This is a genomic window from Sphingobacterium sp. ML3W, assembly GCF_029542085.1.
Taxonomy (GTDB): domain Bacteria; phylum Bacteroidota; class Bacteroidia; order Sphingobacteriales; family Sphingobacteriaceae; genus Sphingobacterium.
The window spans coordinates 6,511,188-6,532,855 of the sequence record NZ_CP107036.1 but is presented as its reverse complement, the minus strand read 5'-3'; the positions used below and the strand labels follow the sequence as shown (position 1 = coordinate 6,532,855).

Sequence of the window (21,668 nt, the reverse complement as noted above, 5' to 3'; positions counted from 1 at the left end):
CTAAAATTCCTTGAGCAAAGCCATAGCCTGCTTCAATGTTGTAATCTTCCTTATGCCACCATCCTTTTTATCAGTAAAAGGAAGCTTCCACAATTCTTCAATATTTACTTTTTGATCCTTTTTAAGCCCCAATCCACCGTATACCATTATGTATCCCCAAGTTCGCCTTGCGATATCCCATTCCTTCTCATTCCTTTTCTTATACCCGGCATGCATTAGATTGAATTCTGACAATGTAAGCGACAGCACTTCCTTTCGGTTAAGCCCCATCTCGTAGGCAAGCACTATGAGCTTGCCCGGCGAGACTTTTTTACGGTTTTATCCTCCTTTGGGGCATCTTCCTCTTTGACCGACTCAAAAAGATATTCCTCTACTGATCTGCCCATGTATTTTGACTTAAAGAAGTCTTCGAATACTGAATCGATCAGTTTCTGATCTGAATTGTCTACGAAATTTTGTAATTCCAACATCGTAAAATCAACATTAGAATTTTCCAATTCACAACCAACTTGTACTGCGGCATAAATAAGCTCCAATCGGGCTTTTACTGTCTGTAATATTTTATAGTCAGCTGGATTTATTGGGAATGCGATATCGAATGCCTTTTCAAGGTCATCTGTATGCCCCACATTTTCACAGAATTGACTAATAGCAGGAAGCCCCCATACTAAGTTATACTCCCTTTCTTTTATTGTTAATTTCATCGTTTATCCTTTTTGTTGTCGGTTTTGATTTAGATTTTATTATCACCAGGTGTCTCTCATCCTTGATGCCACAGCATCCGGTTCGGACCGGTACAGTATACGCTACTGACCATGTGCCCGAACCGATGTGTGCTATGTCAACTATTGAATGCATTAGGTAGTAATAGGGGTTCTTACGAATGTTGGTTTACCTTTGCCTGCAATAGTGCCACTGTATGTTGATTCTCCTTCAGCTGGAGCGGTCCAGTCGTCCATAGACAATACTCCTTTACCACTGAATATTGCGATTTCATCGAAATCATAATCGGGGTGCTGTTTTGTATAGAACTGTACTTCAACAATAGGGTCACCATTGATCAATAGTTCAAGCATATCCAGGTTATTAAACTCAACCGAGTCAGCAAAAGCCTTTGCGTTAAATGTGATCTCCCATGATTTACTATCAACTGTTGGGTCAGTCCATTTGGCCGCTTTATATGCTTCTGTCGATGATGGTTTACAAGGGTCATTATCCGATGTATTAACCGTAATTGACATACTTGACTCTAATTCGCATTGAATTTCTTTCCCATTGATTGTAATACCAATTACACTGCCGGGTAAAACTTGTCCTGCCATTTTAAATTCCTCCTTTTATTTCGTTTAAAACTTCATTGTATCCTTCTTCGGTTCCTCCCGAAATAAGGTGTATTTTAATTATGCCTGATCTTGTCATGGCTAGTATACTTGCTCTGTAATATTTTCTTTCTGCCCCTTCTCGTACAATCATATCAACATCATACCCAGTCTCTATTTTACCTTTAGTATCAAATACATTAGATAAAATAGCTATATGTCTCTTTTTGAAATCCCCATCCTTTTTGTACACTTCCATCTTAATTTCAGATGACATCGTACAGGACCAGCCATTTTTATGTTTTATTATTACCTTACTCATTTGCATCATAAATTAATGGCCATGCTGCAGGTGCTGGATTGTTGTCTAACACCATCCCAAATTCTGCCCAGTCTGTTTTGAATTCACCTAGTCCTTGAAATGTCACTGACCATGAAGCTAAATCCGTAACAGGTGCGGACAATCCTAAACTTGAAGGGTATACATACCCCTCAATGGCATACTTTGGCGTAACATCTTGCATTGTCCCAAATCGCAACCAAAGCTTCTCCCCACTCTTTGCTGACTCAACTAAAGTTTTGAAATCTGCCCCAAGGGACCGTAACAATAGATTGCCATTTACTGTGACCGACCATGTTTGCACTCCTGGGATGAAATTCCTCCACCTTCCCTCATTTGGATTAGTTGCCGGAAGCATTTCGATTGAATAGGAGAAGTCAGCACTTGTCTCACATTGTAATGGTGCTCCATTAATTGAGACATTCAATAACATTCCTTTAACTCTATCCGCAACTACCATATTTTTACTTTTTTGACACCCAATGCTCAAATGATATCACCATTCGTTGTATACTATTGGTGTCTGTCACCACATTCATTGGAACCATATTTACCAGCTTAGTTTCCTTTACATAATATCCTTGAGGATTTAAGCTAGATGATAAATTTTCAATGATTGCATCGACATACTTCTCAACCGAGAAGCTAGAATTAAAACCTTTTTTGAGCCTCACATTCACATCAACATTCAGGAATACTCTATTTTCGTTTTTCCGATATCCAGTTACATATGACTCAGGTGCTTTCGCTAACGTAGTTTGAGTTCTGCTAACATTTGATACCAAGTAATATTCATTTGGTAAAGGAGATACATCTAAAGGGACTGAAGTATCAAAACCAGGTAATCCAGTTGATCCTGTTACAATCCTTAAATATTCCTTCCTTAATTCTGATGTATCCATTATCTTATGCTATCAAATAATTTTTGAACCCTTCGATCTATCTCTTTTGGTATTTCGTCTTTTACTTTATAGTAAGCAGGAAATAGATATGGCTCGGCGTATGTGAATCCATTACCATTGATATAAAACTCTGCAGCTTCCTTCTTCATTTCTTCTGGTTTATCAGATAAGTAAGCTGCTGCATACCCACCGGTACCAAACTCTAAATAGGCAGCATGAACATTGTTCGTCCATATGATTACCCTATTCCCTTCCAGAGTAAGCTTGAAATATGGAAATAGATACCCAGGAATATCAAGCATTATCTTATTGGCATATTCTAACAGAACCTCACCTACAACATGATCTATTTGCGTAGGCAAGTTCCTTAGGATATTGCTTATTGACTTCGCACACATAACAACCTGATCATAGTCAAAGGATCATCAAGAGGGACAATACCTTGAATAGTATATCCATCGACTCCATCTACAATCACCTTATCATTTTTCATTGGATAGAAGCCTTTTCGATGCCGTATAACGAAGTATGAATCTTGATTGAATACCGTTGCCCCTGCTTCTACTACCATGTCTCCGGAATGGCCAGCAGATATTCGCTGTTTACTTGCTTTCGTTTCACATACAAGAGTTTCCTGATCAGGCGTAACACCTCCGTATCCATCCGGTATTGACACCATTCTATAAAATGATATCTTATGGTTTAGTCTTCCTGGATCCAAACGATGTTTATTTTCAAAAGGCTTTACCATTAGAATAATCCCCTTCTATACTGATTAATTAATCCTTGTACATCAATAGGAATCCCAATAGAATAAGAATCTCTATTCTCATACATGTAGGTTATCAACTTAAGACATGCTGTTATTAATGGCGCTGGAATATTATTAAGACTTTGATACCCTATTGATAATGTGACACTGCTTCCTACTGGAATATGAAATACTGATTTTAAAGAACGATTATCTACTTTATAATTGCCTACACTACCAGTGACATTAAATGGGTATTCATATATTTCAACATCACATCCTGTTCCTTCTAGAACTTGAATTGAAGGGTTAAGTATGTGACATGTGTATTTCTGAACCCATTCCTCGCTTGTACTGATAAGAGATTGAATAAGATCATTATCATCATCAAAATCAATTCTTAACCAATTTTTAGCCTGCTGTAATGTAATTGCCATAGATTATAAAGTAAGGGCGGTTATTGCACCGCCCTTTTTTTTATTAAGTTGTAGCTGGGCCGAACACTAATTTTTTAAATGATTCTGGATAATAGATAGGTAATGCTTCACGTCCTTCTAATCGGATGGTCAATAGGTTCTTTTCGAAATTATCTTTATTCTCTTCAGAATACCGAATGTTCATTTCTTTACGTTGAAAAATTGCTGTTCCTCTAGCAAAATCTCCTAATACACCCTCTGCATCTTCGAATACATTACTCCACATTACCGGAACGTCACCCACTCTAAGGATACCATCATTACCCATGATAATTGGATAATCATAATCTCCACTTCCATCAGATTTGTTCAACAATAACTCCATGTATGCTACTGGAGAAATATAAGATGCTGTAACATTTCTTTTGATTGGCTTGCGTCTTACCTCGGTAATGGCTGCCGCAATCTTATCCCAGTGATTACTTGCTGATGTTACAGATCCTAATGGCAATGATTGACTTGACGCCTGATACCATAGACCTAAAAGATTCTGCCCTGTACCATCACCTTTAAATACCTGTAAATCTTCTGCGTCAAAATATGCTTGTGGAAGCTCAGCAGCCCAAAATGCTCGGATACCGACAATATCATCATTGATCTCATCAGACACATCCAGTAATCCTGCGATTTTTCGAACAGGAGCATCTTTTACTGCTGGAATATAACCTAGTTTACCTTTTGTGTCACCTTCTCCAGTCATCTTGTATCCATCAGCATCTGGATCAACTGTAAACTGTACGTACTTGATTAGATCTGATGTAGTTGGATAGACTGGAATTGCTTGGCGAGCATGAAAAGTATCATGGCCTGGTCCAACTATATTTGCGAATTGTGGAGCAACCCCACTACCTGCGGCACCTGTTGGCTTCAATACAGCCTTACTTTCTAAGTTGACATCAAGCTTCGATCGATTGCCACGGATAAACTCTTTCAACATTGATTCACCTTCTTCTGTTGAAAGTTTTTCCTCGATTTCGTCACGCATAGTTTTGATACCACGCATTTCAAGCTCTTTCTCTTTTGCTCTGTTCATGTCGGCCTGAGCCTTCTCGATTTTTTTGTCGTATTCATCCTTTACGACACCAATTGCTTTATCAATAGCTTCCTGTGTGGCTTTCTCAGTCGCTTCTTTATTTTCATCAATAAGCTTTTGAGCAGCTTCTTTACCAGCCTTCTCTGCCTCTTCTTTAGCAATCTTAGCTTCATGTTCACGCTTTTCGTCTAAATACTTTTCTTGTTGGTACTCAGATAACGCTTCAAATTCTTTTGCTGTTAAATACTTAAACATCTTAGATTAGATTAAATTTTAAACTTGCCTTGACAGATTCTTTTGCCTCGACTTTTTGACTGCTCAGTGGCGGGTCTATTTTGTTTTCCTGACTGTCATCCGACGGGTCAGTATATAATATCGGTGTAGCTTCATTCGATCCGAACAAAACAGCCGATCCTTCTTTGTGTATTGCTGCTTCTGTAATTGCCCAGAAATAACCCTGCTCTAAAGCCTTATCCTTATTAGCTATGATGGCTAAATACTTATAGAAATTCTCGTATTCCTGTTTAAATTCATCACTTGAATCATCAATACATAATGTCATTGAGATGTATCTCATCCTAACACTATTTTCTAATGGCTCCCTATTAACAATAGCATTAAGAGCATCCTTATTAGCTGATTCAGTAAGCTTTGTTTTAAAAATTAAGGCTTGCGTTTTTCCTGAATAAGGTTGTCCAAGTTCGGACCATTCTAATGTTTTAACATATGCTTCAACATTCCCCGGGAAAGCTATTACCTTCCCCAGTTCTAGGTCATGATTGATTATGTAATATATCTTACCTTTTTGATCTTTAATTGAGACATCCCATATACCATCAATATGTACATCAGAATGTGAATCAAGAAAGTTTGTTGTATTGATTACGGGGAAAACATAATCGCCTATTCCGACTGTTTTCACTCCATTATCCTCTTTGGTTGATATAGATTCCCTGATGGCATATCCAATTGGATCTGTAAATTTTATTGCTGCCTTCTTTAAAGCAACAATATGTTCTTTTTGCTCTTTAAGAGCTTTGAACATTTCTTTTTTTGTACCAAATTCTTGCTTTAATTCCTTGCAGATAAACCCCATATCAATACTTATTTACTTAATGGCTTATTGATATACTTTTGCTTTTCTTCAATAGATCTAGCTACGTTTTTATCCTTTGCTTTTTCTTTTAATTTTGAAAGCTTTTTGCATGCATCATCTGCATCTGTAAAGTCTATTTTATCACCACCTTTATTCATACTAACAAATTTAGCAATAAAATATAATCACCAGTAAATAAGTTGGTTACAGTAACTGTAACAAAGAATTGAATATTAACGAAACAAAAAAATCCCCTTGAAAATTAAGGGGATTGTATAGGAATATTTTTTAAATCTATTGTATTATCAATCGGTTTTCAATGACAATATTAAAACCAAATAATCTGAAAAACTTCTTTATTGTACTTGGTCTAGCCTCTCCTTTTCTGATCCTGTGAGCAGTCACCCTTAATCGAACTTGCTCTTTTTCATTCTCCGATATCATATACCATTTGCTTTCAGAAGTTATCTCCTCAAGCAATAAATCTATTTTACTTTCCATTTCTAAGAGTATTAAGTTCTTTATTCAATAAATCAAACTTTACAGCTTCTTCTTCTGACTGTTCTAATGCTAAATTAGCTGTGTAAATATCTCCTATGACCAATGATCGTATAGCCTGAATATTGTAATCAGTTTGATTTTTTATACATTTATCCATTTTATCCAATAGAGCATTAGCATTCTTGTTACTACTGTAATATGATTTTGCTTTACAGTTGATAAACACATATCGAAATATGATGTATCCAACGTAGACTCCTAAAGCAAATGAAAACATACATGATAATATTGTCATATCTCTAATTGTAATGGTAAAAGGATAAATCATTAAGCGTTTTACGGAAATGTTGCCTGCCTGATTTAAGTTGTTCCCCCATCTCTTTACTTGTCATTGTACGCTCTACTTCGCCATGTTCATCCATTGAGTAAAATAGTTTTTCGCTACCTATGACATCTACATATGGGACCGGGCAGAATCCTGCTGCACTGGCTCGATGACTAAATTGTGTGTGCTCATATTTACCTAGTCCAAATGTTAGGTCAAATCCGCCTATTGCTTCAACCACATCTCTATGAATGTACATAACACAACCATTACCTAATAAATGATATTTGTGCCCATTAACCGATTTATATGACTCAAGAAATGTATAACAAAGGTGTTTGTAAGGACTGTCAATATAAGGTATATGCCAATTTATTGATATAGGATAAGTATCATCATCAAATAAAAAAATATGATTTGCACCCCAACACATCGCAAGTTCAATACATTTGTTCTTTGCCACCGGGATTCCGGATCTGAAGCTAAATCGGAAGTCAGCATCCGGGGCAGGAATATCACTTGCATCATCTACTATAAATAAACGAGCATTATCCGGCATAAATAACGACATTTGTTCTATGCATTTATCAAATGCTTCTTTCCGGTTACGGGTAGTAATACAAATAGCTATTTTATCCATGTTTACTATTAAAATATTCCATATTTCTTCTAATTTCTTCCAATCTTATGCTTTCTGACACACTACTATTTACTGTTAGATGGTAATCATGTGAATAGAAATGATCAGTACTATTTGGGATATCCAAGTAAGGTAATGGTGTTAAACCCTCCTTATGTATTCTAAGAGATAAATCTTTGTGCTCCATTCCCCATATATTAAATGTTTCATCATATCCAATGGTGTGATCAAATACTTTACTTTTGAAGTATAGTAAGCATCCACATGGACTATTAAATGACCACCAATTATGTTGTTTCCAATCTATAAATACATCGTTACTTATTCGTTTACCACTGGCATTGTGATCAAAACTCATGCACATATGATTAAAACCACTATTTAAATATTGTTTGATGCCTAAGTGATTAATAGGATATGTATCATCATCCGACAAGAATATATCCGTGCATCCTGCATTCAACAATAGGTAGATGCAGGCATTCTTTGTCTTGGCAATACCTTGTTGAGTCTCAAATCTCAAAGTTGCACCTGGATATGGATAATCACTAGCATCATCAACTACCACAATAATGCTATTTGATGGAGCAAACCTATGCCATTGTGAAACAGTTTTTAAAGCGATTTCTCGCCTGTTCCTAGTGCTTATTGCAATTCCAACTTTCCTGTTCGGTGCTTCCATTCTTGATAATATTTATTGTCCTCAAACTTATTTTTACCATATTTTGAATTGAATATATGGACCTGGCCCCAACAGTATTCACATTGATCTTCTTGTGATAGTGTTTTAAGTGTAGTGCTACCCAAATGGTCAACTAGTGACTTTTTAACAATCATAGGTGTGACACCAACAGATACCACTTGCTCTATTGTAACATCGTCTGAGAACCAAAAATTAACACAATCATCAAATCCCCCTATACTTTCCCAAAGAATTCTTTTGATCATAAAACACCATCCGGAAAAGTGTTTGCCATTTGTGGTGCCCAATGTATTTTCTATGATATCCTTTTGTCTAGGATCATTCCTTTCATGAGGCGATACAACTTCATTACCAGCAGATAAAAGTTCATGTAACCACCCATGATGAAATATAAGGTCGGAGTTTGCTATCATTATCCATGGAGCGTTGCCATGACGTGCCCCTAGATTAGCAAATGAATTATAATTGAAGTCAGCATTATGATAAATGGTTTTAGCATTTTTATACTGAATATTTGGCTGTTGCTCTATTACAATAATATTTACCGGTAATTGATTGGCACCTGCTAGACATGTATCTATAGTAGTCTGAGTCATTTGATGCAGTTTAGTATTAGATGCCTTAGATAGAATTACCACATCTACTATTGGATTGTCTTGGCGCCTCTTTCTAATATTATCAGGCATGTTTTGAAATTGAGTTTCAGTTACATTATCATCATAATCGTAATGATACATCACTTTGTCAATCCTATGTTCAGTATTCAAATGAGGGAGCAGCAACTTAGCATAAGCTTGGTCCTCTGCATATTTTAATGAAGGGAAACTGCTTTTCAATGATACAGACTTTTTAACACAGCAAATATGATTTGGTATCCTATAATATGCGTCAGTTGTATTGTAATCGTTCTTATATTCTATGCTATAGTATGCTATTTTTGGTGTAGATCCATTTAAAGAAACGGAGACATTGAATGTAATGACATCTGCCCCTGACCTTGTAGCCTCTAAAAGATCCAATAAAAATGTTGGTTCAATTCTATCATCGTCATCAATAAACTGAATGTATTCTCCTTGGGCCATTTCAACCATAAGGTTACGTTTGTCGCCAAGCATCATTCGTTTATTATCTAATAACATTATTATCTCTATTTGCGACTGCTGGAATGCGTCAAGTTTGTCATATTGACTAAAAATTTCATCCTGTATCTTAAGAAGAAATGTATTTCGCCTTGTATGGACGCTGGGTATAAGTATTGAAAGTTTTATGTTACTCATTTTCTTCCATTCTTTTTTATGTACAGTTGAGTGTATAAAATATTTTGGATTGCATGTAAATGGTGTCGCAAATCATTGTTGTCATCAGGATGCATATCTTCTTGTGGAATTGTAATTATAACATTCCACAATTCAGCGGTCTTCTCCAAACATTGTTCTTGTATATCTACTTCTTGATCCATTTTTATTTTGCTTGACTTGTTAAATGCCAAAACCCACAATCACAGTGATATGCCCTAATTGGCAAGATTTCCCGATCACTCGTTCTGTTGATAACATCAATTGAAATATGTGCTTCTTTTGATGATCCGAAACGTTTTTTATTTTTACAAGGCCAGCATTTCTTACCCGTTTTTATTTTCGTTGTTGGTCGGCCGGTCCTGAATAGTAGCTCCTTCATAAATTTGGCTCATTGGTGCTTTGTTCTTATTCTTATATGCAACATCATAAGCGGGATCTTTTTGCTTACCCCATCCTACCACCTCTCTTTTCTCATTATCGGTTATGTAGTCCATTTTATCCAAAGCTTCTACCATTTCTTTAAGGTCTTCAGATAGTTCAGGAAGTGACATGTAGTCAAGACGTATTATATAGGTCTTATTATCTGTATCCTTGTAAGGACCACAAATAAACTTTGTCAACGCTTTGGAGATGGTCTCTGTAATAGGAGCCACGCCATTATATATAAACTGCTTGTTGGCTGATGAGATATTATTATAGGTATTTGCATCTGTTGAAGCGAATGCTAATGGCACATGGTAGGCTCTGTAAAAATCTTCTCTATTAAGCTTTAGCATATCCAATAGTTGTAAATCAGTAGCAGGCAATCCAATCTGTAACCACTCTAAAGGTATTGATGTTGGAAATATCCTCGCCATAGGATCTTTTGACTTTTGGGCATCTGTCAACCTTTCATGTAATGCTTTCTTTTGCGCAGCATCAAACTGATCTTCTTTCGCCTTAGGAGACAATACACCAAAAGCCCCTTCATTGTTAAGCATCTTGTTCGCTGCATTATCACCTAACTTAGCTCTTAATAAATTGCCTAAATAAGCTCTTAATGGTGATACCCCATATATCCATGATCCGGAACTATCCCAGGTAGGATTAATAGTTTTAATATGCTCTATTTGTGCTGCTGGGAAATCTAACAAAATATCTCCTCCGTTAGGTTGCACATAATATGATTTTATTGGATCGAATATGCCACCAGATCGAATACCAAATTGTTTGCTATTAAATGGAAGTGCCCAGATCTCACTCCATTTCTTACTTCTTTTATCTCCAGCATTACCATAAACAAGTGCATTACCATCATATAGATAAAGAAGAGTTATAAGACCTACGAATTCATCCCATGTTTGTTTATCGTTCGGATTTGACAACAAACCGCTAATTTTAGGTACATGTACTTCTTCAATAGCTTCAGCCTTAATTGATTTAGATTTTGCCCTATCAACTATGTTATTGGACTTCATCATGTTGTCGTACATTTTCAACTTGGTCGAGTCTTTAACCTCATAAACTACAGGAGGGCATGCTACTACTTTCTTCATTATTAAGTCTACACACTCATAGACAGCACCTACTGACAATCCCCCTTCCCTAACATAATCTGTATTGTCATGTGTTAAAATAGGCTGATCCTTACCAATTAGATGATAAAGGTTGGCATTAACCAATCCTGATAAGCTTTCTGCCACCTGCTGGTTAACAGTCTGATTTATGTATCCTCCGAAAAGGGTTTTTGCTGCAAATTGTTTTAGTCCCATGTTTTTGTTTTTATTACCATCCAAAAGACATTTCTTTCTCACCCTTACCTAATGTTTCCATTTCGTGATATCTTATGCCATCAATTAAGTGATTGAATGCATCTATTGGTTTATTTAATTTCTTTCCAGTTTTATCAGTATCCCAACAATAGCTACGTAACTCTTTAATCAGATTAGTACTTTGGTCAGTAACTAAATATTCATGTTTTTGCATAATCTGAATACCATAAACTATACTATCTGCTCCCTTTGACGCACCTTTGATATTACATTTATAAATGTCCTTAAGCTCATCTATACTTTTAGGATCAGCACTATCTGCATATGTCATAACACCTGTTCCTTTGAGTACATCAGCGATAGCGTTGTTTAGCATTCCGGTTGAGTAACATACCTCATGAAGTATTCTTTTACCATTCCATTCATAAATTTCCGTTATCGCTGTTGGATCATTTGTGTATCCAAAGTCTAAACCACGCCCAATTAATCTAGCCTCAGAGGGGATACCTTTTATTATTGACCAATTTGAAAATATAACACCCTCAAGACTGCCTAATAATCCTAACCCATAAACCTTCCACCAATTAGCCCAGAACTTATTTTTGATATTTAACTCAACGAAAGGATCAGAAATAAACGGGTCATAAAAAGCCTTATACTTAGCTTTCTCTATTTCCTTGACTATACTAGCAGGCAAACCTTCATTATCCTTGTAAGTTAAAGTAAGCCACTCTACATCTTCGTCATCCTGAAGCTCAGTATAAACCCAAAATTCATTAGATGGATTAAAGTCCAGCCAGATATCAACAGAGGTGCGTATCGCTAATTGGTGATATGTTTCAAAGCTTATGTTGTTACACTCATTAATATAAAGAACGTGTCGCCTCGGGCCCCTAACTTTATCTTCTTGGTCAGCACTAAAAAATTCAATGTAAGACCCATTAGAAAAGTAATATGTTAAAAGGGTTCGGTTCCAATTCGCATCGATATACCTCCCCGTTGCTTTCATTATTTTTAAGAAGTCTTTTAAGGCTCCTTTACGTAAGTGAGGGATACTTTCACTTACCACTGATATTTCAAGGTTTGGGGTCTTAGCTGCTTGATCTATTAGGATAGGTAGTATGCCGTATGTTTTACCACCAGATGTCCCACCAGGAATCACCTTTACTCGCTTCCTCAGCCTCCTAAGCTTTTTAATAGCACTAGTGTAGACAAAGCCGTTATGCTCCTTCTTCAGTATTATCCCGCTCATCTTCGTCTCCAAATAATGGCTGCTCAACCATAACTTTACTTTCTTTCTTGTCAACCAACCCTAAATCCCTGGCAATAATATTAGGATTTAAAAATCCAGCAGCTGCCCCTGTAAATTTCTGATTATAGATAATTTTCTCTATTCGTGTAATGACTTGGAAAAAATCTTTATAAACTTCATTGTTTTTGTAATGTCTCAATGAATCGATATCTAAAAATAATTCCAAACCATCCCAAGTATACGCCCTCATTTTTGTAAGGTTTTCATGCTTTATAAATTCTCCTTCACCGTTTACTTTAACTTTTTGTATTGTATCCTCTAGAAACGGATTTTCATCACACCATTCAAAGTATTCACATGCTGCTTCCCATAACAAATCAGGAGAAGTAAAAATCTTATCCCTCCCATGCTTTGATCTTAATTTCCAAAACTGATTACCTATTGGTGCTGCACACATTATGCTAAACGATTAGATCTACTTGTATTTAATAATACATCTTTTAATTTTTTGCCTTCAATTACTAATTGAACAGTGATATTATTGACCCTTTTCATGTTGCTAAAATAATTATTAACGTTAAGCAAATATACCGCTAAATTTTTAGCAAACAAACAACTATACTAAAATTATGAGCAAAATAAAAGCCCCAACTTTTCAGAAGGGGCCGTATTGGGAAGTTATGAAGGCTTGAAGTTACTACATGGAGACTTGATATGTATCCCATTCAAAGTGCTCATAGTATGGACTAACAATCATTTTACCTCTTATTTTTTGACCGCTTGGTGATAACGTTACCCAATTGGTAAAAGTTTCGTCGATAGCACCTTGTTTTGCAGACATAGAACCAATTGTTTTTAAGTCCCTAACAAAATTACCTTCACTATCAACAATGTAATAAATCCTTATTCTAGTATCAGGTTCAGTTACATAGAATACATAAGAACCATCTTTTTGTTTATGTTCTAAAAATCTACCATCTAATGATGTCCCATATCTGAAATCAGCGTGCTTTAAAAGTCTTCTATGGTAAGTCCATGCTAATTTAAAATCGTGACAACCCCTGCAAGAGATCCAGTCTGCATAATCAAGGGGTACATTCAAAAAACTATTGCCTGAATATTTACCGAATTTGACAATAATATCTTTGCCAATTTTTAGTTTCCTTTTTTTAGTGAATATTTTCATACCTATAATTTTTAATCAAGGCGGCTTTTACACCGCCCTTTTGGTTATTACTTAATTTTTAACCAAATCCCGTTAATAACTGTCCTTGTTCTTTGGGAATCTTTCTGATCGTAAGAGTTGTCGTTCGCCTCTAGTAATATTGCCTTAAGCAGTTCGACTTCCTCATTAGTCAATATTACTGGTTTAACACTTTCAACCACTTCAACATTCAACTGCGCGTTGTTCCGGACGCTCTTAACATGCTTGTCCTGGCTATCACTTACGTTGTAGTAGTTGATCGTGTTGGAGTCGATGTCTCTAACCATGTAGACCTTTGCTCTCTTTGGCCCAACAAAGTTGAACAGTTGGCCTTTTTGCAATTCAAATAACTTCATAACTTTTATTGTTTTTGTTTACTCTACAAATATATAACATTTTGTAATACAAATCAAATTAAATATACATTTAATACATTTTTATTTTGTAAATATTATATTACAATGTGTTATATTAGTTATAAAACGTACCTTTGAAACATAATATAATAAGTATGGAACTACGTATTAAGGAAGTGGCTAAGCACAAAGGCTATAAAATGAAGGAACTTAGCGAAAAATTGAATGTATCACAGATGGCTTTATCCTTTTGGCAAACAGGTAAAAGAGAGGCTGGTTATAAGACTTTGAAATCAATTGCAGATGTCCTTAACTGCGAAGTAATTGAGTTGTTGCCAGTCGGAGATGGCTATTCACACTTTTATGATGATAAAACTGGGGAATGGTTAGGTGTTAGAAAAAAATAGCCCAAATTAAAGGGCTATTTCTTATTCTATTTCTAAAATTTGATATCGAGCTGTCACCGTTATGTTGGTAATAGTCAATACATCATGGAAAATAGCTGCAAAGCATCCTTGGTGTGCTGCAACATACTCTTGCATAGATCTACAATACTCTTTTATTTTTCCATTATTTCCTTCTAATCCCCTAGGAATATTAAAGGTTATGCTCTTATAAAACATATACCAAATTTCCTTATATAATATCTTATAAAAAAGAAATAGTGCTTACCGTTGATTGATAATGTAACCTTATCAATAAAAAAGCCCGATCACTTGGGAGGTGTCGGGCCTTAACTAACCAATTATAAACCTAAATTATGAATAATCAAATTTACCAAAATAATTAGTATTTAAAAACATTTTAGCTATTTATTTTAGCTTATTTCATTCAAATCATGTCTCCACTGCTTACTTAGTTGGATAATCTTTTTATGAGAATAATAAACTTTATTGGTTTTACCGTTTTGACTTTCAGGTTTCAACAGCCCCGATTTGATCCATTTTCTAAATCTATTTGGCCCGTAATACTTACAACCCTCTGTAAATGTAAGTTGATTCTTTGCTAGAACCTCATCTATTTTATAGGTTGCTATTGTCTCTATAATGATTTGTTTAATTTGCTCTTCTGTGAGCATAAATGTTATTTCTCCCATGCGCTTAATAATGCTTCTTTTGCTCTTTTTTCTGTTACTTTTACATATCTCTGAAAGCTTTTATAGCTTCGATGCCCAGTTACCGGCATTACTTCCTCTGCTTTCATTCCTAGCTCTAATGACAGGGTAACAAATGTTTTTCTTGCCGTATGTGCTGTTATCATGTCATGTCTTGGCTTTAGCTCCACTCTCCTTTTAGCACCTATAAAACGAACCTTTTCTACTGTTTCAGTAAGACCAGCTATTTTAGCTACTTCCTTTATCCAGTGGTTGAACGTTTGATTTACAGGAGTTGGAAAAATATGATCATTATTTTTTGATTTATACTTTTCAATTAGTTCCTTTGCCTTGGAACTCAGTGGAACACCATTAAGTTCTTTCGTCTTTGTTGCAGTAAGTCTTATATATCCATTTATTATGTTATGCTTCTTAAGCGATTTCGCGTCAGAGAATCTAAGGCCAGTGTAACACATAAATAAAAATACATCACGTACCTGTATGTGTTTTTCCAAATGTAACTGCACATCCCTTATCTTTTCCAGTTCTTCCATAGTTAGTGCGATTACCTCCACATCGTTCTCAACCCATTCAAAGTCTTTATAGGAGTCATCAACTTTATAACCTTGCTTCCTGGCTCGATCAAGAAATACTCGGGTATGGGCCAAGCGCTTTTTTATTGTTGCATTTACTAGCTCCTTTTTCCTATTCATCATGAACTTGGCAAATTGATCGAAATATTCATAGTTGACCTCATGAGTGTAATATGTTCGTTTTTTGCTCGCTTCAAACTCCTTTATCCCATTCATTACTGTGACATATGCCTTTATGGTACCTTCAGCAACCACACCTTCCTTTTCCTTCTTATTAAGCTCTATGAAATCAACAAGGGTAATCTCCTTTTTCTTTTTTCGCTTCTCCTCTTTTATAGCTTCATCCGGCCTGATAATCTTTCGTAGTTCTGATATTACATCCTGAGAGGTGAAATCATATTCATCAAAACTAAATTTCGTTTCAATGTCCTTAATATGTCGTTCCAATTCTCCTAAGAATGCGTTAAGATCCATTACTGACATATTTTGCATAAACAGATTATAGGACATATCGGGGGCCATCTTCTTAGCCAAAGGCTTAGGTACGAAAACAGCTTCTTTCGTATCATCATCCCAATTATATTCGAGTAGTGAACGCCCAATCATTAGTGGGGACGGCTTCCCGCCTAAAGAGTATCTTAACTGGATCGGACATAGCCCATCTTTGCTTCCAGCGTCCTTCCTTACTAAAAAATTTATCTTACCTTTTGTTATCTTAAGTCTTCCCATGGTCTGTTTTATTTGGTACGAAAAATGGCACGATTTTACATAACTTGATCACACAAATGTACTACTAATTATTTTAGCAATGTGTATTTGTTATAAAATAAAGCCTGTTTTTGTTAAAAATTACAATATTTAGTTAGTTATTCTTTCAGACGGCCATCCCGACAAAAAAATAAAGCCCACTCAATTTTAGTAATTAAGTGGGCTTTATTTTTATAACAGATAATTCCATTGTCCATTAAAACAATGGAAGAACGACTGATAAATTAAATTTCCGTCACGATCAGCTCCTGTTCCAACATAAAAGTAACAATCCATTTCTTTCCAATTTTAAAAGCTTTTAAATTATTAGGTGTATTGTCACTGGATTCTGTTTCCAAGGGAACATAAGAATAAACACGCTCGGCTTCTCCCTCTTGTTTAAATGTAGCCCCATTAATTAAAATAGTCTTTATACCATGTGTAAACGCATCCCCATATTCATAAAAAAAACGAAAATTACCCCCATCTGGAACCAGCATAAAGCGATCAAAAACCTGATCCGCTAATTTGACTGATGGCATAGACTCTCTGTGATCGACCGGATAGAACTGCAGCTCATTATCGACTTTATCAAAATAAAAGGCATGCTTATCAACAGACAAAAAGCTTGGATGCCACGGTAAATTCGCTGGCAACTTCGCAGTTTCAATAGGCATCAATTTATTATTGAGTAACATGTGGTAGACAACCTCATTTATTTTAAACAGCAACGGAAAGTTTTCGGTAGTTCGGTTCATTGTCGCAAATGGCAAATACTCGATTTTTCCTTTGGCTATCTGTGCTTCTGTCAAAAATCCATCTAATGATTTTTGCGCAACGATTGCTCCTGTCCTACTGTTAATACATAACATTTCATAATTCATCGTTCTGTCCTTATGATAAAGGATATAACTATGTTCCGGAGCCATATAGCATTGATCGATAATTATATCCCGTACCACTGGTAGCAATTTTTTAGAGGCTCTTTCCTTATAGAATGTGGTTTTTCCATTGGCCGCTTCCACACTGTAATGTCCCCATTGGAATAGTTTATTAATGGTAAATAGTGCTCCATTTTCAACTCTAAAGTCGAAGAATTCCTGGGCATTTGGTTGTTTTGAAGAAGCAATTGTACTGACTTGAATACTACTGTCACTGGGGTTGATAGACAACAGTTGCTGATCCTTAAAATTAAGATAATCTGGTTGTGGGTGTAACCTGATGATTTTGTCGTTTGTTTCATCCCAGGCAAATAGTCCATGCGTATTTTCCTTAAAGGTCTTCGTCCATACCCTCGCCCCTCCTTTTGGAAACTGATCTTTCGGATTAAGATTAACCACCTTACCTAACCAAGTTTTCCATTCATGTTTTGAAGCCTCCTCCTTCGGCACTCCCAATGATTCCATCTTATTACCGACGTCATTCAACCGTTTTCTCGCAAGATCAGCTACCGCTGTAGGCCTATAATCATGTATTGCATGACCTCCATCAGGTGTTTCAGCACAGCCCACATAGTGAACTATAACTTCCTGTTTGTTGTCTAAGTTATCTATCCATTGCGGCAGATCTCTCAGATCACGATAATCCGTAAAAACTGCCCACTCTATTGTATCCTTCAACGTAGGATTATTAAAAATAGAGGCTGGATAAAGATCATTTTCAGACGCAATCTTATCCTTGTTATGCGCGTTGAAAAACGCTACGTTCTTTGTATAATAACAGTTTTCCATCCCTGGCACAGCGATTATCTCAAACGTAAAGTCCTGATCATAATTATACAATAAACTTCCTCTATCGGAAAAAAGAGGGATCAATAAAATATAATCTTTACCAAGACGCTTGGCATCCGTCTGACTCAATTGCAGAAAAAAACCATTTTCAGGAAGGTAGATATTACCTTTGTTAAGCACAAAAAGTAGCTTTTCCATTGCTGAACTTAACTGAATAACTCGGTTGTTTGACTTAAACTGCCCTGTAACAGATTGCACTTTTTCCATCGTATCCACTCCTAGCTGAAGCTTTCCGTTATTTGCTACAGCATTGCTACTACCACGACATTGGCAAAACGCGATGACCAACAATATCAAGTAAAGTTGCCTAAGGACCATTCTCACCATTTATTTAATCTTTTGCTTAATTAAATTTACATCTTTTTTATCGATTACAAAAAAACATTAAAAGCTTCCTCCTTTTCCAGCTATCAACGGCGAAGAGAATTAAAACATGCGCTGATCTAGTTCAAAATAAATTCGTCGGATCAACTCCTGCCAATACGCTGTTAAATTATCTTTTTGTATCTGATCAAAAAAGACAGCATTTGATTGATCTATTAAAGGGGCAGCTTCCCCGCTGCTGACAGTAACTCCCCTATTTGCTAATTGCTGTATAGCTGCCTGTTGAAGTAGAGATTCGTACTTATTTTTGGACTGTTTGCGTTGGCTTATCTGCTGCAGAAGATTTGTTTCACTGGTACTATTTCCCATTTTCTTTTGTAGATATGCTGCTAACCAATCTGCCAAAATTTCATTTTTTTCATCCGGATAAGGCTCACCTACACCGAGTTGGGATGGCCAAGCTCTTGACTCTTCCACCTTCAGGTTCGCTTCCTTATACTTTTTTTGCTGCAGGTATTGATAGGCCAGCATTAATTTGGTCTGTACATAGTAGTTATGTCCTTCGGTTGCCCCTTCAAAAGGAAGGATTTCGATCTTTTGCAATTCAGCTTCAGCGCGCTGATATTCTTTATTCAACAACAAAGTCCGTACATGTGCCAAGGTCAGTATATAGTTCTTTGGAAATGCTTGGCGATACTTCGTGCTGACCTGAAGCGCCAGGTCATACCGTTTTCCTTTATTTAATAATTCAACTAAACGAAGACCGTATCGCCATTCATTTGGCTCCGTGGTTACCGCTTGTCGCATAACTGTAATAGACATATCGATCTGTTTATCTTCCGCAAGACTGGATTTCAGGGCAAAGTAAGCACCGAAATCCGACGGTTCAGTCGTCACAGCATCTAATAGTTGCTTCGCTTTTTCCCCTTGATTTCGGAAACGATAAAGTAAGGCCTTCAAATAAGCTACTTTCCAGTTTCTGAGCTGTTCTCCTGCCCATTCAAACACAAGTTCACTTTCTTCTCGAAAAGGAAACACAAAGGCGGGGCTGCTTGCTGCGGCACGTGTTAGATAGCCCTTGCTCACTATAGGTTCATCTTTGGTCAGCCAAGCCAGCCACAATAGCATCTCCGTATGCGGTTTATTCTTACTGAGTATGGTAGTAGCACGTTTATATTCGTGTAGATCGGCATACCAAATAGCCAGTTCAAAGCATTTTTCCGAAGCGAATTCCTGTCTTGATAACACCTCATTTTTCTCTTCAAATTGAATAAAGGCATTAAAAGGATCGTATTGAGCAATGCGTTGATACAAAGCCGTATCCAACGTTATTCCTTTTCGCTTCTGAATAAGCAGCTGCAATTGAAGTGCATCTATATTTAAGGCGTTTGCCAGTATCGCCTTTTCAGCATAGGCGAGCGCGGGCTCATCCTGCTTAATCCGATAATGGTACTTGGCAAGCTGTAGATAAGCAGCACTACGCCATGTAGGATCTAAGGAGGCAACTTCAAATCCGTCCAAAGCATCATGTGTCTTTCCCAACTTAATCGCAGCCAGACCATAGTAATAATTAGCGGGAGCATGGTATGTATCAATCGCCAATGCCTGACGTGCATAGTCATAACATTGCCTATAATCCATTCTGAACCAAGCAAGTTTGGCTTTTTCCAACAAAAAATCCGATTTGGGGACTTGCTTTTCCATCAACCTATTTAACAAGTTTTCCGCTACACCATATTGCCTAAACCGGAGTAAGTCCCGCACTTCAAATAGTTTGGTTTGATTGCTATCTATCGCTGCTCCACTATTTGATCCAGTAGGTCGATTCAATGCTGCAGCTAGCTCATTCTGTTTTAAATCAAAATAATCTTTCCCTATTTTGAGATAAGAGGGAACATTTTCACTTGTTAGTTCCAAAGCAATGTGTTTTACTTCACCCACTTGAGCGGACAGATAGTTTCCCCCCAGCATCATACCATTACTATCAAGCGCAAAGATACTGTCCTGTAGCGGTCGTTTGGGATCGACGGTCAACAGTAGTTTTTTTGCTTCTAGCTTCACCTGTAGTGCAGCAGATAATTGAAAACCTTTCGGTTCGCCTATCCCAGCAAAAGGCATCCAGTACTCCGTCCATGCATCGCCCTGATAGGGGGCAAATCCGATTTGTTTGAATGGCGTTAAACTACTTGACGGCACATTTTGATTGAATAATCGACCACTTTGGATCTCTACATATTGACCACTCTGATCTGTCAGCAGCTTCTCCCAGATCTGCCCATCGCCTGCTTGTGACCACAGAAATATTTTCTTGCCCAATTTATCTTCACGCAGGGCATATCGGGCCATACCATAATCATGTCCCCTATAATATACCCCAAAGGCCTTGCTATGTGCGCCAAGGACGTGGTAAGATTTCGAGCTGCCGAAGGCATTTTCACGATAATTAGATAGGTCACGTCCTTTATCGTCAATGGGCCATGGATGAGCATCCCCATCATGACCGATGTATTGATTCCCTGGATACAAAAACTTCAAATCCTCGCCAGCCGCCACCCCTAGATTCATCCAGGTATAGTAAGGTTGTTCGACAGCATTGCTATTGGACCAGAAAGAACGCGTGGAGAAATAACCTTTGTCTTTTTCTAAGCGAATTTCCATAGTCCAGTTGCTACGGCTCAAAAGATCAAAAGCATGGACAAAACAGCTAACACTGCCATCGGCATGCTTCTGTAACAGATAATCTACAGGAGTAGACGTATTAGGGGTATGGCCAATAATTCCATAATTCGCTTCAATACCACCGCTTGTCCAAGGTCCCCGCATCGCAATATCTCTGAATTTCACAACCCCATTGTTATAGATATAATCCCGCTTTCCTACTTTATCATAGGCAGACCAGATCTTGCCCCCTATTTCGGGCATAACCTGAACACGGATATAATCATTTTCCAAGATCACGGTCTTCCATTCCTTTTCAATGGCAGTATTTGTAAAACCGTCAAATCGAAAATAAGGATAAAGTTTCTGTGGTGAAGCGATCGGGTCTGGATCCGAAAACGGATAAGTCGTATAACGCTTTTTTACTTCAGAAATCCTTGCGGGCTGCTGTGCCAATACCGTGAGCATACAATTCCCCAGCAATAATATCACTATCCATTTTTTCATTGAAATATG

26 protein-coding genes are annotated in these 21,668 nt (G+C 36.9%); 1 reads left to right on the top strand and 25 read right to left on the bottom strand.

All coding sequences use genetic code 11. The features are described 5' to 3' along the window. The 21 genes from OGI71_RS26955 to OGI71_RS26855 all read right to left on the bottom strand — a co-directional run bounded on the left by OGI71_RS26955 (window position 1) and on the right by OGI71_RS26855 (window position 13,878). Window positions 1-270, bottom strand: coding sequence for a hypothetical protein (locus OGI71_RS26955; protein ID WP_282253268.1), 270 nt, complete (start codon window positions 268-270; stop codon window positions 1-3). 14 nt (window positions 271-284) lie between these two features. After that, entirely contained in the window at window positions 285-704 is a 420-nt protein-coding gene (locus OGI71_RS26950; protein WP_282253267.1) for a hypothetical protein, read from the bottom strand. Between the two features lie 153 nt (window positions 705-857). Then, window positions 858-1,322 carry a hypothetical protein gene (locus tag OGI71_RS26945; protein WP_282253266.1) on the bottom strand — a complete coding sequence of 155 codons (465 nt, stop codon included), beginning with the start codon at window positions 1,320-1,322 and terminating at the stop codon, window positions 858-860. A 1-nt stretch (window position 1,323) separates the two neighbouring features. After that, window positions 1,324-1,641 carry a hypothetical protein gene (locus OGI71_RS26940; protein WP_282253265.1) on the bottom strand — a complete coding sequence of 106 codons (318 nt, stop codon included), beginning with the start codon at window positions 1,639-1,641 and terminating at the stop codon, window positions 1,324-1,326. Further along, complete coding sequence (locus OGI71_RS26935; protein ID WP_282253264.1) at window positions 1,634-2,119, bottom strand: hypothetical protein; 486 nt, start codon at window positions 2,117-2,119, stop codon at window positions 1,634-1,636. Before OGI71_RS26935 ends, OGI71_RS26940 begins: the two co-directional genes overlap by 8 nt. A gap of 4 nt (window positions 2,120-2,123) precedes the next feature. After that, window positions 2,124-2,561, bottom strand: coding sequence for a hypothetical protein (locus OGI71_RS26930; RefSeq protein ID WP_282253263.1), 438 nt, complete (start codon window positions 2,559-2,561; stop codon window positions 2,124-2,126). Further along, a complete protein-coding gene (locus OGI71_RS26925; RefSeq protein ID WP_282253262.1) occupies window positions 2,561-2,923 on the bottom strand; it encodes a hypothetical protein in 363 nt (120 codons plus the stop codon). Before OGI71_RS26925 ends, OGI71_RS26930 begins: the two co-directional genes overlap by 1 nt. Window positions 2,924-2,940: 17 nt before the next feature. Then, a complete protein-coding gene (locus OGI71_RS26920; RefSeq protein WP_282253261.1) occupies window positions 2,941-3,312 on the bottom strand; it encodes a head-tail adaptor protein in 372 nt (123 codons plus the stop codon). After that, window positions 3,312-3,749, bottom strand: a complete 438-nt coding sequence (locus OGI71_RS26915; RefSeq protein ID WP_282253260.1) for a head-tail connector protein — start codon at window positions 3,747-3,749, stop codon at window positions 3,312-3,314. The genes OGI71_RS26920 and OGI71_RS26915 overlap by 1 nt, the downstream gene beginning before the upstream one ends. 43 nt (window positions 3,750-3,792) lie before the next feature. Continuing rightward, on the bottom strand, window positions 3,793-5,076 hold the full coding sequence (locus OGI71_RS26910; protein ID WP_282253259.1) for a phage major capsid protein: 1,284 nt from the start codon (window positions 5,074-5,076) through the stop codon (window positions 3,793-3,795). 1 nt (window position 5,077) lies between these two features. Beyond that, a complete protein-coding gene (locus OGI71_RS26905) occupies window positions 5,078-5,917 on the bottom strand; it encodes a hypothetical protein (protein ID WP_282253258.1) in 840 nt (279 codons plus the stop codon). 8 nt (window positions 5,918-5,925) lie between these two features. Beyond that, window positions 5,926-6,075 (bottom strand): hypothetical protein, encoded by a 150-nt coding sequence (locus OGI71_RS26900; protein WP_282253257.1) that lies wholly within the window; start codon window positions 6,073-6,075, stop codon window positions 5,926-5,928. A gap of 136 nt (window positions 6,076-6,211) precedes the next feature. Further along, the gene (locus OGI71_RS26895) at window positions 6,212-6,418 is read right to left on the bottom strand and encodes a hypothetical protein (protein ID WP_282253256.1); all 207 of its coding nucleotides are present in this window, start codon (window positions 6,416-6,418) and stop codon (window positions 6,212-6,214) included. A gap of 299 nt (window positions 6,419-6,717) precedes the next feature. After that, complete coding sequence (locus OGI71_RS26890; RefSeq protein ID WP_282253255.1) at window positions 6,718-7,383, bottom strand: hypothetical protein; 666 nt, start codon at window positions 7,381-7,383, stop codon at window positions 6,718-6,720. Then, the gene (locus OGI71_RS26885; RefSeq protein WP_282253254.1) at window positions 7,376-8,065 is read right to left on the bottom strand and encodes a galactosyltransferase-related protein; all 690 of its coding nucleotides are present in this window, start codon (window positions 8,063-8,065) and stop codon (window positions 7,376-7,378) included. Before OGI71_RS26885 ends, OGI71_RS26890 begins: the two co-directional genes overlap by 8 nt. Beyond that, on the bottom strand, window positions 8,029-9,363 hold the full coding sequence (locus tag OGI71_RS26880; RefSeq protein ID WP_282253253.1) for a glycosyltransferase family 2 protein: 1,335 nt from the start codon (window positions 9,361-9,363) through the stop codon (window positions 8,029-8,031). The genes OGI71_RS26885 and OGI71_RS26880 overlap by 37 nt, the downstream gene beginning before the upstream one ends. 344 nt (window positions 9,364-9,707) lie before the next feature. Further along, entirely contained in the window at window positions 9,708-11,135 is a 1,428-nt protein-coding gene (locus OGI71_RS26875) for a phage portal protein (protein WP_282253252.1), read from the bottom strand. Between the two features lie 13 nt (window positions 11,136-11,148). Next, on the bottom strand, window positions 11,149-12,387 hold the full coding sequence (locus tag OGI71_RS26870; protein ID WP_282253251.1) for a terminase large subunit: 1,239 nt from the start codon (window positions 12,385-12,387) through the stop codon (window positions 11,149-11,151). Continuing rightward, on the bottom strand, window positions 12,356-12,844 hold the full coding sequence (locus OGI71_RS26865) for a DNA-packaging protein (RefSeq protein ID WP_282253250.1): 489 nt from the start codon (window positions 12,842-12,844) through the stop codon (window positions 12,356-12,358). The genes OGI71_RS26870 and OGI71_RS26865 overlap by 32 nt, the downstream gene beginning before the upstream one ends. Window positions 12,845-13,084: 240 nt before the next feature. Continuing rightward, window positions 13,085-13,573, bottom strand: a complete 489-nt coding sequence (locus tag OGI71_RS26860; RefSeq protein WP_282253249.1) for a hypothetical protein — start codon at window positions 13,571-13,573, stop codon at window positions 13,085-13,087. A gap of 47 nt (window positions 13,574-13,620) precedes the next feature. Continuing rightward, window positions 13,621-13,878 carry a hypothetical protein gene (locus OGI71_RS26855; protein ID WP_282253248.1) on the bottom strand — a complete coding sequence of 86 codons (258 nt, stop codon included), beginning with the start codon at window positions 13,876-13,878 and terminating at the stop codon, window positions 13,621-13,623. A gap of 224 nt (window positions 13,879-14,102) precedes the next feature. Here OGI71_RS26855 and OGI71_RS26850 point away from each other — a divergent pair, with 224 nt between their 5' ends. Then, a complete protein-coding gene (locus OGI71_RS26850) occupies window positions 14,103-14,354 on the top strand; it encodes a helix-turn-helix transcriptional regulator (RefSeq protein WP_282253247.1) in 252 nt (83 codons plus the stop codon). Window positions 14,355-14,764: 410 nt separating this feature from the next. Here OGI71_RS26850 and OGI71_RS26845 read toward each other — a convergent pair whose 3' ends face one another. From OGI71_RS26845 to OGI71_RS26830, 4 genes are all read right to left on the bottom strand, one after another. Next, window positions 14,765-15,043, bottom strand: coding sequence for a hypothetical protein (locus OGI71_RS26845; RefSeq protein ID WP_282253246.1), 279 nt, complete (start codon window positions 15,041-15,043; stop codon window positions 14,765-14,767). Then, the gene (locus OGI71_RS26840; RefSeq protein ID WP_282253245.1) at window positions 15,031-16,362 is read right to left on the bottom strand and encodes a site-specific integrase; all 1,332 of its coding nucleotides are present in this window, start codon (window positions 16,360-16,362) and stop codon (window positions 15,031-15,033) included. The genes OGI71_RS26845 and OGI71_RS26840 overlap by 13 nt, the downstream gene beginning before the upstream one ends. 263 nt (window positions 16,363-16,625) lie before the next feature. Then, complete coding sequence (locus OGI71_RS26835; protein WP_282253244.1) at window positions 16,626-18,488, bottom strand: hypothetical protein; 1,863 nt, start codon at window positions 18,486-18,488, stop codon at window positions 16,626-16,628. Window positions 18,489-18,596: 108 nt separating this feature from the next. Continuing rightward, window positions 18,597-21,659, bottom strand: a complete 3,063-nt coding sequence (locus OGI71_RS26830; RefSeq protein ID WP_282253243.1) for a DUF5107 domain-containing protein — start codon at window positions 21,657-21,659, stop codon at window positions 18,597-18,599. Between the last annotated feature and the right edge of the window lie 9 nt (window positions 21,660-21,668).